Origin of the sequence: Halomonas caseinilytica (assembly GCF_001662285.1) — a bacterium.
Taxonomy (GTDB): domain Bacteria; phylum Pseudomonadota; class Gammaproteobacteria; order Pseudomonadales; family Halomonadaceae; genus Halomonas; species Halomonas caseinilytica.
The window spans coordinates 69,867-86,558 of record NZ_BDEO01000018.1; the positions used below are offsets into that span (position 1 = coordinate 69,867).

At 64.4% G+C, this 16,692-nt stretch carries 18 protein-coding genes and 1 riboswitch; of the genes, 9 read left to right on the forward strand and 9 right to left on the reverse strand.

All coding sequences use genetic code 11. The annotated features are described in order from the left end of the window. Positions 1-7: 7 nt before the first annotated feature. Entirely contained in the window at positions 8-559 is a 552-nt protein-coding gene (locus HSDC_RS15995) for an outer membrane beta-barrel protein (RefSeq protein ID WP_064700955.1), read from the reverse strand. 123 nt (positions 560-682) lie between these two features. Further along, positions 683-2,743, reverse strand: a complete 2,061-nt coding sequence (betT, locus tag HSDC_RS16000) for a choline BCCT transporter BetT (protein WP_064700956.1) — start codon at positions 2,741-2,743, stop codon at positions 683-685. Between the two features lie 238 nt (positions 2,744-2,981). Between betT and HSDC_RS16895 the strand changes: the two genes are divergently transcribed. The 4 genes from HSDC_RS16895 to HSDC_RS16015 are packed head-to-tail and all read left to right on the forward strand — an operon-like array spanning position 2,982 to position 5,862. Next, on the forward strand, positions 2,982-3,131 hold the full coding sequence (locus HSDC_RS16895; protein WP_170825751.1) for a hypothetical protein: 150 nt from the start codon (positions 2,982-2,984) through the stop codon (positions 3,129-3,131). Beyond that, positions 3,131-3,865, forward strand: coding sequence for a metal ABC transporter ATP-binding protein (locus HSDC_RS16005; RefSeq protein WP_064700957.1), 735 nt, complete (start codon positions 3,131-3,133; stop codon positions 3,863-3,865). Before HSDC_RS16895 ends, HSDC_RS16005 begins: the two co-directional genes overlap by 1 nt. Then, positions 3,849-4,739 (forward strand): metal ABC transporter permease, encoded by an 891-nt coding sequence (locus tag HSDC_RS16010; RefSeq protein WP_064700958.1) that lies wholly within the window; start codon positions 3,849-3,851, stop codon positions 4,737-4,739. The genes HSDC_RS16005 and HSDC_RS16010 overlap by 17 nt, the downstream gene beginning before the upstream one ends. A gap of 19 nt (positions 4,740-4,758) precedes the next feature. After that, positions 4,759-5,862 carry a metal ABC transporter substrate-binding protein gene (locus tag HSDC_RS16015; RefSeq protein WP_064700959.1) on the forward strand — a complete coding sequence of 368 codons (1,104 nt, stop codon included), beginning with the start codon at positions 4,759-4,761 and terminating at the stop codon, positions 5,860-5,862. Between the two features lie 108 nt (positions 5,863-5,970). Here the strand turns inward: HSDC_RS16015 and gloA are convergent, their stop codons facing one another. Beyond that, entirely contained in the window at positions 5,971-6,504 is a 534-nt protein-coding gene (gene gloA, locus HSDC_RS16020) for a lactoylglutathione lyase (RefSeq protein WP_064700960.1), read from the reverse strand. Positions 6,505-6,641: 137 nt separating this feature from the next. Here gloA and HSDC_RS16025 point away from each other — a divergent pair, with 137 nt between their 5' ends. From HSDC_RS16025 to thiE, 5 genes are all read left to right on the forward strand, one after another. Next, positions 6,642-6,986 carry a DUF6482 family protein gene (locus HSDC_RS16025; protein WP_064700976.1) on the forward strand — a complete coding sequence of 115 codons (345 nt, stop codon included), beginning with the start codon at positions 6,642-6,644 and terminating at the stop codon, positions 6,984-6,986. A gap of 82 nt (positions 6,987-7,068) precedes the next feature. Further along, positions 7,069-7,572 carry a C40 family peptidase gene (locus HSDC_RS16030; protein ID WP_064700961.1) on the forward strand — a complete coding sequence of 168 codons (504 nt, stop codon included), beginning with the start codon at positions 7,069-7,071 and terminating at the stop codon, positions 7,570-7,572. Positions 7,573-7,818: 246 nt separating this feature from the next. Next, the gene (locus tag HSDC_RS16035; protein WP_064700962.1) at positions 7,819-8,457 is read left to right on the forward strand and encodes a peroxiredoxin; all 639 of its coding nucleotides are present in this window, start codon (positions 7,819-7,821) and stop codon (positions 8,455-8,457) included. 441 nt (positions 8,458-8,898) lie between these two features. Next, a riboswitch (TPP riboswitch) is annotated at positions 8,899-8,999 on the forward strand. A gap of 33 nt (positions 9,000-9,032) precedes the next feature. Then, positions 9,033-9,839: a hydroxyethylthiazole kinase gene (gene thiM / locus HSDC_RS16045; protein WP_064700964.1), complete on the forward strand. Its 807-nt coding sequence runs from the start codon at positions 9,033-9,035 to the stop codon at positions 9,837-9,839. After that, positions 9,829-10,467 carry a thiamine phosphate synthase gene (gene thiE / locus HSDC_RS16050; RefSeq protein WP_064700965.1) on the forward strand — a complete coding sequence of 213 codons (639 nt, stop codon included), beginning with the start codon at positions 9,829-9,831 and terminating at the stop codon, positions 10,465-10,467. Before thiM ends, thiE begins: the two co-directional genes overlap by 11 nt. 8 nt (positions 10,468-10,475) lie before the next feature. Here the strand turns inward: thiE and HSDC_RS16055 are convergent, their stop codons facing one another. From HSDC_RS16055 to HSDC_RS16080, 6 genes are all read right to left on the reverse strand, one after another. Further along, complete coding sequence (locus HSDC_RS16055; RefSeq protein ID WP_064700966.1) at positions 10,476-11,351, reverse strand: DMT family transporter; 876 nt, start codon at positions 11,349-11,351, stop codon at positions 10,476-10,478. 172 nt (positions 11,352-11,523) lie between these two features. After that, positions 11,524-12,945, reverse strand: a complete 1,422-nt coding sequence (locus tag HSDC_RS16060) for a serine hydrolase (RefSeq protein WP_342039357.1) — start codon at positions 12,943-12,945, stop codon at positions 11,524-11,526. A 194-nt stretch (positions 12,946-13,139) separates the two neighbouring features. After that, a complete protein-coding gene (locus HSDC_RS16065; protein ID WP_064700968.1) occupies positions 13,140-13,907 on the reverse strand; it encodes a sulfite exporter TauE/SafE family protein in 768 nt (255 codons plus the stop codon). 90 nt (positions 13,908-13,997) lie between these two features. Next, on the reverse strand, positions 13,998-15,071 hold the full coding sequence (locus HSDC_RS16070) for a proline racemase family protein (protein ID WP_064700969.1): 1,074 nt from the start codon (positions 15,069-15,071) through the stop codon (positions 13,998-14,000). A gap of 47 nt (positions 15,072-15,118) precedes the next feature. Then, the gene (hglS, locus tag HSDC_RS16075) at positions 15,119-16,474 is read right to left on the reverse strand and encodes a 2-oxoadipate dioxygenase/decarboxylase HglS (RefSeq protein ID WP_064700970.1); all 1,356 of its coding nucleotides are present in this window, start codon (positions 16,472-16,474) and stop codon (positions 15,119-15,121) included. Then, the coding region (locus HSDC_RS16080; RefSeq protein ID WP_137055366.1) for a hypothetical protein at positions 16,471-16,692 on the reverse strand (222 nt) is incomplete at its 5' end. The genes hglS and HSDC_RS16080, both read right to left, overlap by 4 nt.

Here is a 16,692-nt window from a genome sequence, read left to right on the forward strand (position 1 = left end):
GCCGGGGTTAAAACGTGTAGACCACGCCAGCCGTCACCATGTCGAGATTGCCGATGTCATCGGTATCGAGACGTTCGAGCTCCAGGCGTCCGGTCAGGCCGAACAGGCCGAATCGCGCCCCCACACCATAGACGGGATCAGTGCCGGAGAGGTCGCCGCCGACACCACGGCCGTGCCGCTCGGCGTCCCAATCGGCCATGCCCGCCTTGGCATAGAAGCCCAGCGGCCCCTGGCTCCAACCCAGTACACCGGTGGCCTGAACGCTCTCGACATCGAGACTGGCCGAGTCGCCGTTCGCCTCGCCGTCGAGGGTATCGGCGTTGACGTAAGCCAGCTCCGCGCCCACGTCCAGGAAGGGCAACCAGCCAAAGTTGTACCCTCCCACCAGCTTCCAGTGCTCGGCTTCGTCGTCGAAGTTGCCATCACCATGCGTCTGACCGACACCGCCACCGAGGTAGAGGCCAGTATTGCCGGTAGCGAAGGCATTGGGGGCCGCCAGGGCCAGCAGGCCAGCCACGCCCAGGGCGCCGAGCGTCGGCACTACGCGTTCGAGGAACATCGCGTCATCCTTGAAAAGAAAAGTGGACGCACAGTTTAGCAACCCCACCCCATCGACAGTCATCATGAAAACGCCGCCAGCCCCGGGCAGGACTGACGGCGAAGCGGGACGAGCCGGCGCGGATCAGGCCGGTGGCTGCTCGGGGCTGTCCGGCATGTTGATATGGCCAGGCTCCATCCGGTTGAGGTGGAGGAACTGCATGTGCCGCTCGTACTGGTCGAGCACGTCCTCGATCACCTGCTCCCGGCTATAGCCCATCAGGTCGTATCCCTGGCTGCCTTCCATCAGATAAACCTCGACCCGATAGTAGCGTTTGCCCGCCTGAGGGGTATGCATGGCGAAGCCTGGCGTGGGGAAGCCCTGGCTCCAAACCTGATAGGTGAAGTTCTGTTCGTCCTGCAGATCGACGTTCAGCGACATGTAGTCGTAGCCGTTCTGCACACCCTGATTGACCTCCACCTCGACACCTTGCTCGCTCAGGGAGTCACGCACGGCCTCCAGTGCCGGCAGGCACGTCTCGTTCATGAAGCGCTTGGCCTGCTTCTCGTTGGGGAAGCTCATGGCTCGCCTGAGACGGTGTTGCCAATTGTCACGCTTGCCACGCTCGCCGCCAGTGCGACCGGAAAGGTGGCCCGACAGGCTGAGCAGGCGGCTGTCCTCCTTGATGGCCTCCATCTTCAACGCCTTGTGCAGCCCGGCAATCATGAAGAACAGCACGATCGAGAAGGGCAGACCGGTAATGACCACGGCGCTCTGCAAGGCGCCCAGCCCACCGGCCAGCAACAAGGAGAGCGTCAATACCCCGATCACCATCGACCAGAGGATACGCATCCAGACCGGCGCGTCGGAGTTGACGTTCTTCAGTATCGAAGTGAAGTTAGACAGTACTAGGGCACCGGAATCCCCCGAGGTAACGAAGAACACGATGGCCAGGATGCTGACCGCCATGGTGGTGACGATGGGAGCCGGGTACTCCTCGAGGAACAGATAGATCCCCGCCGGCGGATTTTCCATGATGCGCTGGCCGAAGTCGGTCGCTCCGTTCATGGCCATGTCGATGGCACTGTTACCCAGCAGCGACATCCACAGGATCATGAAGATGATCGGCAACGTCAGCGTACCCAACACGAAGGTACGGATAGTACGACCACGCGAGATACGTGCCAGGAAGAGACCGACAAAAGGCCCCCAGGCAATCCACCAGGCCCAGAAGAAAAGCGTCCAGGCATTGAGCCAGGTCTCGGGCGGGTCGAAGGCATAGGTGTTGAACGACATGCTGACGAAACCGGAGAGGTAATCGCCGATGTTCATCACCAATGCATTGAGGAGGAAGACGGTCTTGCCGGCGAACAGCACGAACAACAGCAGCAGTACGGCCAGCAGAATGTTGAACTCGGAAAGACGTCGAATGCCACGTTCTACCCCGGTGACCGCCGAAATGGTGGCGAACAGCACGATGCCCAGCACCAGCACGACCTGGGTCCAGGTACTCTCGGGAATGCCGAACATGTAATCCAGGCCAAAGTTGAGCTGGATGACACCGATTCCCAGGCTGGCGGCGATACCGAATACCGTGCCGAGCACGGCCGCCGTATCGACGACATGCCCGATGATGCCATAGATGCGCTGCCCGAAGATCGGATACAGGGCACTCCGAATGGTCAACGGAAGATTATGGCGATAGCTGAAGAACGCCAGCGACATGCCTACCAGGGTATAGATGCCCCAGCCGGACAGGCCCCAATGCAGAAAGGTCAACTGCATGGCGTGACGTGCCGCGGCAACCTGTCCGTCGGGGGCTTCCGGCGCGCTGTAGAACTGGGTGACTGGCTCGGCCAGGGCAAAGAAGATGACCCCGATGCCGATACCCGCCGAGAAAAGCATGGCGGACCAGGAGAAAAGGTTGAAGTCGGGTCGGGAGTGTTCCGGGCCGAGGCGTATCTTGCCGTAGCGAGAAAAGCCCAGATAAATCACGAAGCCCAGATAGATCACGACGGTCAGGAAGTAATACCAGCCGAAGGTCTGGGCAATCCAGCCCAGTACGGCGCCGATTACAGCATTGGCCTGCTCGGTGCGCAGCATCGTCCACAACGAAAAGACGACGATACCGACGACGGAGCTGTAGAAGACGATCGGGTTGAGACGATCGCGTTCTTCGACCTCCTTGTGCGTATCCGTGGTCATAGAGTGAACTCATCTTGTTGGAAGAAAAGGGGGGAATGCAGGCTAAAGATAGCCGCATGGCCAGACTATACCCGGCCAAAGGCGCTGCATCGCAACAATTTTCTCTGATGATGTCAACGCAGCTCCCCTGTCGGCACGGATCACCAGCGGCCGCCTGCCACTGACGAGAGCCCCGTCCGATTGGCCTCGACTGTTATGTTATGTTATAACTTCTGCGCCTTATCGGAGGTTTCTCGCCATGGCGCATCGCAATCACCGTCACCGCCCCGAAGGGCCGTGCCACTTTTCCTTGATGTCGCTGTCCGCGACGCGTCGCCTGCTGCTCGCCACGGCACCGCTGGCCCTGTTATGGCTGGCGGTGGCCTGGGTACTCGGAGGAGCGGGCTGATGGCGCGCCTGCAGCTCCACGACCTGCAGTTAGCCCGAGGCGGGCAGACCGTTCTCGAACACCTGGATGGCCGCTTCCAGGACGGCGCGATTACCGCCTTGATCGGTGCCAATGGTGCCGGCAAGAGCACCTTGATCTCGGCGATCATGGGCATGCTGCCACCGGTCGCAGGCCGAGTGGAATGTGGCGTATCACGGGAGCGCTGCGCCTGGCTGCCCCAGCAGCTTGCCCTGGACCTGACCTTTCCGATGAGCGTCGAGGAACTGATCATGACAGGCACCTGGCCAAGCCACGGTGCCTTCAAGGGATATTGTGCCGCGCATTATCGCCGGGGCCGGGAGATCATGGCCCGGCTGGGTATTTCCCACCTGGCCCACCGCCAGTTGGGCGAACTCTCCGGCGGCCAACGCCAGCGTGCCCTGATCGGCCGCACCCTGATGCAGGAAGCCGAGCTGCTGCTGCTAGACGAGCCCTTTGCCAACGTTGACGGCGAAACCGTCGAGGTGCTGATGGAAGTCCTGCGCGACATGGCCGCCGCCGGTACGACCATCCTGGTGGTACTGCACGACATGGAACAGTTGTCGCGCCTGGCCGATGACGTCCTGCTGCTGGCCGGCGGCCATGGCCGCTGGGTCGGCCCCGAGGCCTTGCTCGACTACCACACGGGGCAGCCCGCCCGCGCCCCACGCCTGCCCATCGATTTCTCGGATATTCCCCATGCTGGCACTGCTTGATGCCTGGCTGCTCGCACCTTTCGATTACGGTTTCATGGGGCGGGCAGCCGTCGCTGGCCTGGCCCTGTCACTGGCCGCCCCGCCGCTGGGGGTCTTCCTGATGTTGCGCGGCATGAGCCTGATCGGTGACGCCATGTCGCACGCCATCCTGCCCGGCATTGCGCTCGGCTTCCTGTTCGCCGGCTTCTCGCTGCCGATCATGAGCCTGGGCGGTATTCTGTCGGGGCTGGTCGTGGCGGTACTGGCCGGAAGCGTCTCGCAGATGACCGGCCACCGAGAAGACTCCGCCATGGCGAGCTTCTTCCTGATCTCGCTGGCCGCGGGCGTCATGCTGGTATCACTGGGCGGCAGCAGCGTGGATCTGACCCATGTGCTGTTCGGCTCGATACTGGCCGTGGACACCACGGCCCTGCTGTTGATCGCCAGCATCGCCACACTGATCGTACTTTCGCTGGCGGGCATCTTCCGCGCCCTGGTGGTCGAGTGCCTCGACCCGCTGTTCCTCCGGGGGCAGGGCGTACGCGGCGGACTGGTGCATGGCGTTTTCCTGGGCCTGGTAGTGCTCAACCTCACTGCCGGCTTTCAGACCCTCGGCACCCTGATGGCCGTGGGACTGATGATGCTGCCTGCCACCACCGCACGCTTCTGGAGTCAGCGCCTGGAGGGCTTGATCGTCATCGCCATCGCCATCGCCTTGATCGCCAATCTGGGCGGCCTGCTGCTGTCGTACCATTTCAGCCTGCCCTCCGGCCCGGCGATCATCCTGCTGGCGGGGCTTGCCTACATCGTCTCGGCGTTGTGCGGGCGCCACCATAGCCTCATCGCTCGTCACCGCCGTCGAGCCGCCCCTCTCAACGCGCCCCAGCCCCACTGACCGTTCAGGAGATCTCCCCATGTCATCCGCCACTCCCGTCAAGCGTCGCACCGCACTGATCGCCGGCCTATCCGCCCTCCTGGCCATGCCCAGCGCCCTGGCCGAGGAGCGCGTGCAGGTCATCGCCAGCTTCAGCATCCTGGCCGACATGGTCGAACAGGTCGGCGGTGAATACGTCGAGGTCGACGCACTGGTCGGCCCGGACAGCGATGCCCATGTCTATTCACCGCGCCCCGACGATGCCCGGAACCTGACGAATGCCGACCTGGTGGTGTTCAACGGCATGCACTTCGAAGGATGGATGGAACGTCTGCTGGATGCCGGCGACTACGAAGGCCCCCGGGTCGTGGCCACGGAAGGCATCACCTCTCGGCAGGAGGCCACTGGCAGCGACAACCATGATCACTCGGATCACGGTCATGACGGACACGATCACTCTGGCCATGACCACGCCGAACATGACCACTCGGGCCATGATCACTCGAGCCATGACCATGGTGGTCACGAGCATGCAGACCACGCCCACGCCGAGCACAACCACCATCATGATCACGGCGGCCAAGATCCGCATGCCTGGCTGGACCCGGTGCTCGGCAAACGCTATGTGGCCAATATCCGCGACGGCCTGATCGCCGCAGATCCGGCACATGAAGCGGCCTATCGCCAACGTGCCGAAGCGTACATGGCTGACCTGGACGCCCTGGATGCCGAGATCCATGAGCAGATGGCGGCACTGCCCGAATCCACCAGCGTCATTACCGGCCACGATTCCTTCGGCTATTTCTCGAAAGCCTATGGGGTCAGCTTCCTGTCACCAGCTGGGTTGACGACGGCCACCGAACCCAGCGCCGCCCATATGGCCGAATTGATCGACGTGATCAAAGCCAACAACGTTCAGGCTCTGTTCCACGAGAGCATGACCAGCCCGGCGATCATCGACCAGCTCGCCGAGGAAACCGGCCGCCCGGTGGCCGGCACACTCTACTCCGGCGCCCTGTCGCCCGAGGGCGAAGCCAGCACCTATATCGGCATGATGCGCCACAACGCTCGCGTGCTGCACGACGCCCTGGCCGACCCGGAAGCCGAAGGCGCTTCAAAGCCCGAGTCACAACACGAGCACTGATCCCCACTCAGAGCCGTACGACGAAAGAGGCCGCCCTATCTCGGGCGGCCTCTGTGGCGTTCAGGTGCGGCGGTTCGGGCCTCGCAGCCCGCCTCTCGGCGCCTGGCGTCAGTCGCCCTTGTCGGCCATCCGCGCGGCCTCGACCACCTCGATCCAGTAGCCGTCCACGTCCTTGACGAAGACCACATCCGGCATCTTGCCCTGGTCGGCGCGCTTGATGAACTCGACCTCATTGGCATCGAACCAAGCCTCGGCGGCCTTCAGGTCCGGCACCGCAAAGCAGATGTGTCCGAATCCCTGAGGTTCGGCGTTACCGTCGTGATAGGCGAAATCCGCCTGATCCTCGGTACCCCAGTTGTGGGTCAGTTCCAGCAGCCCCTTCTGGCTGAAGGTCCAGACGCTGCGCTCCGCCTTGTCTTCCGGCACCTCATCGCCTTTTTCGAGCTTGGTCAGAAAGTACAGGGAGAACTGCATCTCCTCGAAATCCAGCTTGCGCGATACCTGCATGCCGAAGACACGCGAGTAGAAGTCCAGCGCCGCCCGGGGATCCTTGACGCGCAGCATGGTGTGATTCAGACGGAAGCCATCGGTCTCGGCAGCCGGCGACTTCACGCCGGGATATTGCTCACCCTGGAAGCTCATGGTCTTCTCCTTCGCATATGGATCGAGATGCCTGAATGGGGGCAAGACACCAGAATTTCCACCCCAGGAGCAGAATGGCGATACGCCCGACGGGATTCTACATTGAGGGAAGAGACCACCATGCGAAGGGGCTCATCATGGCCGCCAGCGACCTCTCCCCGGGTGATCGCATCACCTACAAGCAACTCTCCCACGCCCTGGCTCACGGGTTCTCGCCCATCGTCGAGGTGGAATCCCAGGATGGGATCTACACGGTGCGCCTCCACCATGCCAACGGCGTATCCACCCTCACCGACAAGGCAGGGCATACCTGCACCTATTCGGGCACCGGTGAGATTCGCGAACGCCTCGGCGAACTCGGGCTGACCCATGGCGTCCTGACTTGGGACGATCAATGCGGCGACGAAATGATCGGCGTGCCAGGACACGCCATGACACCCGAGGAACGCTTGACTCACGGCACGCGCATCGCCTTCCGCTAATACTCGCCAGCGCCGACATCACGGGCTAATCTGTTTCGGGACGACCGGCCGAAACATCTGGATAGCCCTGCTCGGAGCACACATGCCGCGACGATCCACCTACCTGCACCGTTCCGCGCCACACCTGCCGAGATGGCCCCTGGCGCTGTTGCTCCTCCTGTGGCTGGCCGGTTGCGCCGGCCCCGACCTGGCCACCCGCGATGACGGCAACCTCTCCATGGAGCGCGCCATGATCCTCTCCGAAGCGCGCCAGGCACTCGGAACGCCCTATCGTTTCGGCGGCGACACACCGAGAGGCCTGGACTGCTCGGGACTGGTGCAACTCGCCTACGCCCGAGCGGGCATCAGTGTCCCGCGCACCTCCCGTCGGCAATTCGAGACCCTGCCGCCGATCGATGAGGCGCGCCCGGGCGACCTGCTGTTCTTCGACACCGCCGGAGACGGCAATGCCAGTCACGTGGGCATCTACCTGGGCCATGACCAGATGATCCACGCCCCCGGCCGCGGGCGACGCGTCACGACCACACCAGTGGGGCTGGAATACTGGCAGAAGCGATATCTCGGCGCCGCCGCCCCAGCGCCCTAGCGAGCGTCATGAACGACTTCGCTCGGCCATATCGGCGCTGGATTGCAGCTCGAGGGGCTCATTTGGCGCACGTAAACGACCTCTTTGCGCTTACATCTTGCGCTCTGCCGTCTCGAAGCTAAGCGTGAATTCGACTGAGCATATGGCCAGCGGTTGTTTCCACCGGCGCCTTCATCGTGCAATGCTTGAAGCCGTCGAACCGGCACCGTCTCTCGATGCCATCAACTCAACTGATAGGAGCCTGATATGTCACTGCAACTCGGCGACATCGCGCCAGATTTCACCCAGGAAAGCACCGCTGGCACCATCAATTTCCACGAGTGGGCCGGAGACAACTGGGTCATCCTGTTCTCGCACCCCAAGGACTTCACCCCGGTGTGCACCACCGAGCTCGGCGAAGTCTCGCGGCTCAAGCCGGAGTTCGACAAGCGCAACACCAAGGCGATCGGCCTGTCCGTGGACCCGCTCGAGGATCATGAAGCCTGGGCCGGCGACATTCAGGAAACCCAGGGCCAAGGGTTGAACTTCCCGCTGCTGGCAGACAGCGACCGCAAGGTCAGCAACCTCTACGGCATGATTCACCCCAATGCCAACGACACCCTGACGGTGCGTAGCGTCTTCATCATCGACCCGAACAAGAAGATCCGCCTGACCATCACCTACCCGGCCAGCACCGGCCGCAACTTCGCCGAGGTGCTGCGCGTGCTCGACAGCCTGCAGCTCACCGACGAGCACAAGCTGGCCACCCCGGTGAACTGGCAGGACGGCGACGACTGCATCATCGTTCCCGCCGTGAGCAACGAGGAAGCCAAGACGCTCTTCCCGGAAGGCTGGGACGAGCAGAAGCCTTATCTGCGCCTGGTCAAGCAGCCCAAGCGCTCTTGATCGACACGGTGGCGGCCGAGGTCGCCACCGCTTCATGACGCTGTCATTGAACATTCAAGCCCCGTTAAAACAATGGGGGCTATGCTTGCGCTCCCTTGCTGCAACGCGTGAGGAACGCACGATGATGACGCATCATGCTTTACCCGCCTCCGAGGCAACTCGCTATCGCGCCGGAGGCCTCATCCTGGCCGGCGTCCTGACGCTGGCCCTGGGTTGGGTGATCGCCTGCTGGGAAGTCGGTGGTCTGCCGCTAGGGCTGTTGGGCCTCGCCTCGGCCGTTGCCATCCTGCTTTTCACCGATGAAGACGGCGATACCGATACCCCGAGACCAACCCCGCCTCCCTGCTGCACAGCCTCACGCATGCCTGCCTGCTCACCCTGGCCGTCCTGCAACTCGCCTGACCCCTCTTTACAGGCCCCGACCGGGCACGGATAGTAGAAGGTCGACGACAGGGGCGCCGGACGCCATGCCGCCCGGCTGAGACGCACCCTCATCACCTGACCCGGATAATGCCGGCGGAGGGAGTCGTGCCGGCCCTTCCGGGGCCAGCACCTCCCGCCGCCCGGGAGGCGCCATGCATACCATCGATCTCGCTCACCACCTGGGCCGCGTGCGCGAGACCCGCCCACTGGTTCACAACATCACCAATCATGTCGCCATGAACACCATGGCCAATGTGCTGCTGGCGCATGGGGCCTCGCCGGCCATGGCTCATGCGCGCGAGGAAGTCGGGGAGTTTGCCGCCCTGGCCGGCGCCGTGACGCTCAACATCGGCACGCTGTCGCCCGACTGGGTGAATGCCATGGAAGATGCCGCCCGCGCCGCCACTGACGCCGGAACGCCCTGGGTGCTCGATCCAGTGGCGGTGGGAGCCACGGCCCTGCGCCGCGAGGCCGGCGCCCGGCTGCTGGCACTGTCACCGACTGCGGTGCGTGGCAATGCCTCGGAAATCATGGCCCTGGCCGAACAAGGCCGTGGTGGCCAGGGCGTGGACAGCACCGACACCACCGAGGCGGCGGAGCGTGCCGCCGTGGTGCTGGCCCGACGTACCGGCGCGGTCGTCGCGGTCACCGGCGAGACCGACCTCGTCACCGACGGCAAGCGCCTGGCCCGTGTGGCCGGCGGGCATGCCCTCATGCCACTCGTCACCACACTGGGCTGTGCCCTGACCGGCGTGGTGGGCGCCCACCTGGCCATCGGCGAGGAGCCGTTCGACGCCTGTGTGGCGGCACTGGCCAGCTACGCCGTGGCCGGCAGCATCGCCGGAGAGCATGCCTCGGGTCCCGGCAGTTTCGCCGTGGCCTTCCTCGATGCCCTGCATGCCCTCGACGCCAACACCCTGACGGCCCGTGCCCAACTGGAGATCACCCATGCGACTTGACCTTTCTCTCTACCTGGTCACCGACCCCGAAATGTGCGCCGAACGGGGGCTGGAAGACACCGTTGCTGCCGCCGTGCGCGGAGGCGTGACCCTGGTGCAACTGCGCGACAAGCACGCCAGCGATGCCGAGCTGGTGCCGGTGGCACGACGCTTGAAGACTGTCCTGGCGGGCAGCGGTGTTCCCCTGCTGATCAATGATCGGCTGGAAGTGGCCCTGGCAAGTGGCGCGGATGGCCTGCACATCGGCCAGGACGACGGCGACGTCGACGACGCCCGGGCCGCCCTTGGTCCGGACGCCACCCTCGGCCTCTCGGTACAGACTCACGAACAGCTTGCCAGGATCGAAGCGGGCAAACTCGACTATCTGGGCCTGGGGCCAGTCTTCGCCACACCCAGCAAGCACGATCACGCCGCCCCCCTCGGCTTCGAGGGCCTGGCCGCCCTGGTCGATGCCAGCCCCCTGCCCACGGTGGCCATCGGCGGCCTGAAGGCCGAACATGTCGAGGCCGTGCGCCAGACCGGCGCCAATGGCCTGGCGGTGATCTCGGCGATCTGCGGCAAGCCGGACCCGGAGGCCGCGGCCCGGGACTTCTTTCAGCCCGCGGCCTCCAGCATGCCCCGGCGCTGACTTCGCCGTCAGGCGGTGGGTCGGCGGTTCAGAGCGACCCGCCGCTCGTGATAGGCGATTGCCAGACCACTGACGATGATCAGGGTACCACCGACGAACACCCACAGGTCCGGCACCTCATCCCACAGCCACCAGCCCAGCAGCACGGCCCAGAGCAACGCCGTGTAGTCGAAGGGAGCGGCGAGTGCCGCCGGCGCATAACGAAACGCCAGGGTCAGCCCGATCATGGCACCGACCCCCAGCACGCCAGCCAGCAGGAAGAACGGCCAGTGAATGGGCGCCGGCATCTGCCATACCCAGGGCAGGGTGACCGCCGACACCAGCATCGGCACCAGGGTGGTATAGAAGACCATGGCCCAGAGGTGCTCGCGGTCGCCATAACGACGCGCGGTGATCATCGTCAGGGCATAGAAGATCGCCGCCCCGACCACGATCAGAGCCGCCGGCTGGAAGCTGCTGCCTCCCGGTCGTACCACCACCAGCACGCCGACAAACCCCAGGCAAGTGGCCAGCAAGGTGGTTCGATCGACCCGCTCGCCGAGCAGCGGCACCGACAGCAGGTTCACGAACAACGGTGCGGCAAAGGCGATGGCCGTGGTCTCGGCAAGCGGCAGCAGGGTCAGCCCCCACATGAAGCAGATCATGGTCCCGGTGAAGATCAGGCCACGCATCAGATGAATGCCGGGGCGGCGCGTCGACAACTTGCGTAGTCCGCCATTGAAACGGGCGATCAGCGCAATCAGCGGCAGCGACACCAGGGTACGAAAGAAGATGATCTGCAACGGAGAGTGCGTCTCGCCGAGCCACTTGGTAATGGCATCGCCCAGCGCCAGGCACAGAACCCCACCGCACATGCACAAGATGCCCTTGAACGATGATGACATCTCACCTCCCTAGCATTGTTGCCCCGCGCCGGGCCTCGTGGATGAACCAAAAAAACCACCCCGCCGGCGAGGCCAGCGGGGCGATGTCAACTTGGCTACCAAGCTAATGGCTTCGGCGGGTGGCGACAACCCCGCCCATGGACGTTCAGCGCTTACCGAAGGGGCTGCCTGACTAGAGAGAGGCCTGCACGACCATGCAATCCATCCCCTGTGCCTGCAAGCGTCTGCAAGCGCTACGCGCCTGCCCTTCCTGCATGTCCACCAGTCGCGCCCGATAGACGCCGGCCTCGGCGACATGCGGGACCGCCACACGGGCATCGGCCAGCTCGGCGGTCAGGCGTTCCGCGGCCCGGGCCGCCAGGCTCCGCGCATGATCGGCATTGCTGAAGGCACCGACCTGTACGCCCCAACCTCCCGGGCTCGCCGACGCCGCCTCTTGCTGATCGACAACGCGACGGATCGGGTCGGCATCATGGCGCGCCGTCGAAGCAACAGACACCGTGGATGCCGGCCGTGGCGAGGCACTCCGCTCGGACGCCGACGCCATGGCCGGTTCAGAGGTCGAGACCGGCTCGGGTGTCGATGTCGCTCCCCCAACGCCCGTATCGGCCGTCGCGATGACCTCATCCCGGGAAGGCGAGCTGGCAGGCTGCGAGTCGGCCGCGGAGGCATTGTCGGCACTCGCCAGCATCTGACCGGACGGCGGTGACATCGGACGCTGCGCATCGGGCAATAGATAATCATTGGTGATCCGGGTATCGGCCAGGAAACCACGCCCGTCGCGCAGCGAGGCACGCAGAAAGCCACGATCCAGCAGATTGGCCATGTGCTCGTCCCGGGAGGCGGCGGTATACCCCCCCATGACCACCGAGAGGATGCGTCGGTCGCCACGCTTCGCCGAGGTTGCCACATTGAAGCCGGAGGCGCGGATGAAACCGGTCTTCAGGCCATCGGCCCCCGGATAGCTGTTCAGCAGATTGTTGTGGCCCGTCAGCGTCTTGCCGCGCCAGGTGAAGCGATCCAGGGAGAAGTAGGGGTAATACTGGGGAAAATCGAGCATCAGACGCCTGGCAAGCAGTGCCATGTCCCGGGCCGTGGTGACCTGACGGTCGTCCGGGAGACCGGAGGCGTTGCGGAAGGTGGTATTCTGCATGCCCAGTTCATGGGCTCGTGAGGTCATCATCCGCGCGAAATGCGATTCGCTACCACCGAGCGCCTCGGCCACCACCACCGCGACATCGTTGGCAGAACGCACGATCAGCGCCTGGATGGCCTTTTCCACCGGAATACTGTCGCCCGGTTTCAGCCAGAGCTTGGTGGCCGGCATCCCGGCGGCGGTGGATGACACGGGCAAGCGTTGCCCCAGCGTCATGCGACCCTGATCGAGTTTCTCGAACAGCATGTAGAGTGTCATCATCTTGGTCAGAGAAGCCGGATAGCGCGGTGCATCGGCGTTCTCGGCGTAGAGGATCTCACTGGTATCGGTATCGATGATGATACCGGCATAACGCGGATTGTTTGCCTGGGCGGTGCCGGCCAGCAATGCAGCGGCCAACAGCAGAATGAAGGCGAGGCACCATCGCCGTGTCATCATGAGCCCCATGGGTGTCCCCTGAATTTGTGGCTTCCCTACACAAGCGCATTATGACCCACAATAGCGCCCTGTACAGGGGAAAAGGCCACAAAAATCGACGTTTTCATGAGATCCACGTTTTTTAGACGTCCTTCGGGCCCGCCGCCCCTGCCGCGGGCTTCGTTCTTGGTCGCCTTCACGACCCACCCCGCCTGTCACCCTATGACGCCGAGGCGCTGCAACCCCAGCCAGATCAGGCGCAATGCCAGCAGCGTCAGGCCCCAGCGAAACAGGCCATCGAAACGGTGCTCCGACAGCCGGCCCAACAGCCGCAATCCCAGCCAGGTGCCGACCACTCCGGCAGCAATCATCAGGGCGATCAGCCAGAGCCAATCATGAAACACGAAGCCGGCGACGCCGAACACGAAGGCCTTGGTGAGGTGTTGCAGGGTCATGCAGGCAGCGAAGGTCGCCACGGTGGCCTGGCGCGAGCCGCCGTGTTGCTTGATGAAGGCCGCGACCATCGGCCCGCTGGCCCCGACCAGGCTCGACAGCAGGGTCGTGATGGCTCCCGCGATGGCGGTGCCGAGCCGTCCCAGACTTCGCTTGGGCAGGCCAGGTCCCCAGAGGGTGAAGAGCACGAAGCCGGCGATGGTCAACTCCAGCACGCCGGTCGACAGGCGCACCAGCATCCAGCTGGCCGCCAGGGCGCCGAGCAGTGCACCGGGAACGAAGGCGGCCAGGATCGGCCAGGTCAGGTGACGTAGCATCATCAACGCCCGGCCGCCGTTGGAGCCCAGTTGCACCATGCCATGTACCGGGATCAACGCTGCTCCGGGCATCACCTGTGCCATGGTCATGATCAGCAGGGTTCCGCCACCGACGCCCATCGAAGCACTGATCATGGACGTCAGGACCGAAAGCAGGATCAACAGAAGGTCGATGCCGCCATCGAGCGGCGACAGGCTATCCAGTAGCGGCATGGCACGTCCTTGCGAAGCGCTGTATCCGTCGAGGTTATGCTCAGAGTTCCGTGCGATAAAGGCCGGACAGACGCCTTGTCCCTCATGACGTCAGATTGGCGACCGTTCGCCGGATGGGGTGTCGAACAGCCGCCGGAACCCTTGTTCGTCACCGGAGAAGGTTTCGTCGTCCAGGAACACCTGGCTACGCGCCAGGACGCGCGGATGCCCGCGGATCGCGGTTCTCACTCCAGTGAAGTCACCGATTCGCGCGCCTCCCAGCAGCGTTCCCTCGAAGGCATTACCGAACGGCGAGAGCGTGCGCACCGTCGTGCCGGGGGGAAGCTCACCGCGTTTCGTCAGATAGGCCAGCAGGGCCGTCGTCCCCGTCCCCGTCGGCCCACGACAGATCACGCCAGGGTGCATGTAGACGGCAAGCGGCACATGCACTCCCTTGACGGCCGAGGATTCGAGTTCCCCCGCCAGCAAGACCAGGGCAGGGGGCGGCAAGTCGCCCAGCAACGGATGGTGGATGCGCCACGCCGGATCCAGGCTCGCCAGGAGCGCCCCACAGAAATGGTTCAGCGACTCGATGGTGGTCGTAGCGGGGTCGATGCCCACCTCCGCACCCCGAACCACTACATAGGAGGTGCCGCCATAGACCAGTTCGACCGGCACGGTGCCCCACCCCTCGACGTCCAGACGCCGCTCCCCGGTCGCGACGAAGCCCGGTACGGCCTCGTACGTGACCGTTTCCACTCGCGCCGCCCGACAGCCGACGTCCAGCGTGGAAAGGCCGGCGGGTGTTTCCAGCACCAACCGCTGTTCGTCCTCGGTGGTCGGCAACCTCCCCGCCTCGGCCAGAGCGGCCACGGCACACATGGCGTTTGATCCGGAGAATCCCGGATAGCCCATGGTGCCCATGATGATCAACCCGACATCGGCCCGTTCATCGGACGGCGGCACGATCAGGTTGAGGCAGTGGGATGGCGTGCCATGGGGCGCCGATATGAAGCAGCGCCTCAGCCCATCGGCATCATGCTGCAGGAACTGCGCACACTCGGCGACGCTGCCTCCAGGCAGGCCAGCCACTCCGCTCATGACGACGCGGCCGATGTCCCCTCCTGCCTGCGCCTCCACCACGTCCAGCGAGATCCTGCCCGCCGGTGCATCGTCCCGCGCCATCCGTTCACCTCCGACCACATGCCGCTCCCTGTCGGCAATATAGTCGATCAGCCGACGAGCGCTTCCAGCACCGCCTCACGAGATGACCTCTCGCGCTCGCCGTAGAGGGCCAGTTCGTCGGTCACCTCGGCCCCCAGCGCCGCTTCGAAGGCCTCCCGATTGGCATTGCCGGCATAGGCCTCGTTACTGCTACCACCGAGATTCGACTGGAAGATGCCGGCCGCACTGACCGGCAGGAAATCCTCGTAGGTGATCGGACGCGCCGTCACCAGGCCCTGTTCGATCAACGCTTCCAGCTCGGTCTCGGCGACTGTGCCGGCTTCGCGCCCGGCCTCGGTCAGTTGATACTCGAAGAAGGCCAGGCCTTGGCGGCGCAGCTCAGTCTCGGTATCCGGGAAGTCGGCGAACACCTCGGCCAGCACGCGCTGGTGCTCGGCATTGGCCAGTCCCTTGGTGCGCCGACGCGATTCGGTGAGCAACCGATCGTAGAGCGCCCGTCCTTCTGCCGTGAGCGCCACGCCACGTTGCTCGATCTCGCCGAAGCGTGCGGTGTGGGTACCCTGCCGTTCGCCGGCAAAGCGGACCGGTTCCTCCAGGGCCTTGAAGCTGGTCTGGCGCAGCAGGATCGGGCAATCGCGACGCGGAGGACCTTCGATGACCTCCTTGGGATTCATCCCTGATGCCGGCATGCGTCGCTGGACCTCGTCGATGTCCAGGGTCCGCGGTGTCAGGTGATTGATGTGCGGCCCATGAAAGCAGACCACATCGGCGATCAACCGATGCTCGGCATGCAGCGCCTCATAGGTCCCCAGGTCCACGGTGGCATCCTGGTGCCAGCGGAAGGTCTCTAGGGCTTCGGCCACGAATCGGTCGGCCTGCTCGTCGGTCAAACCGCCCTGCCGCTCGCTGAGCTCGATCAGCTCCCGGGCGCCGGGCGTGAAGATATCGCGCTCGGCGAGAATGTCGGCGGCGCGCTCGCGCAGCTCGGCGCTCTCGATCAGTTCCAGGCGCAGCAACGAGGTGAAGACCCGGAACGGATTGCGCGCCAGGGCCTCGTCGTCGATAGGGCGAAAAGCGGTGGAATGCACCGGTACGCCGGCCTCGGAGAGATCGTAGTAGCCCACCGGGTGCATACCCATCACCGCGAACAGTCGACGCAGCATAGCAAGTTCCTCGGCACTGCCGACCCGGATGGCGCCATGCCGCTCGACACCGAGGCGATTCAGTTCGTCGTGGGCCTCGAGCCGCGCGGCCAGTTCGGGGTTACGCGCCAGCGTCTCGCGGTTCACCTCCGCGACCAGCTCGAGCAGGGTTTCGTACTGGGGCACCTCGGCCTGGTACATGGCCGACATGGCCCTGGAAAAACGGTCACGAATCTCGTGATGGGAAACGGGGAACGTCATCGGTTGAGCCTCTCGGTGTCGGTCGTCGTAGATGCGGTTGATGAAGTGGAACGCAACGCCGCCAGCAGCCCCTGGAGGGGATGTGGCAGGGTAGCATCCGACAGCCGCCTGGCCTGGCTGCGGCAGGAGTAGCCGGTGGCCAGCAGACGGCCGGCGTGGGTTGGGTCCTCGACCTTGGGCTGCCAGGACTGGGCGTAGATGGTCTGCGAGGTCGCGAG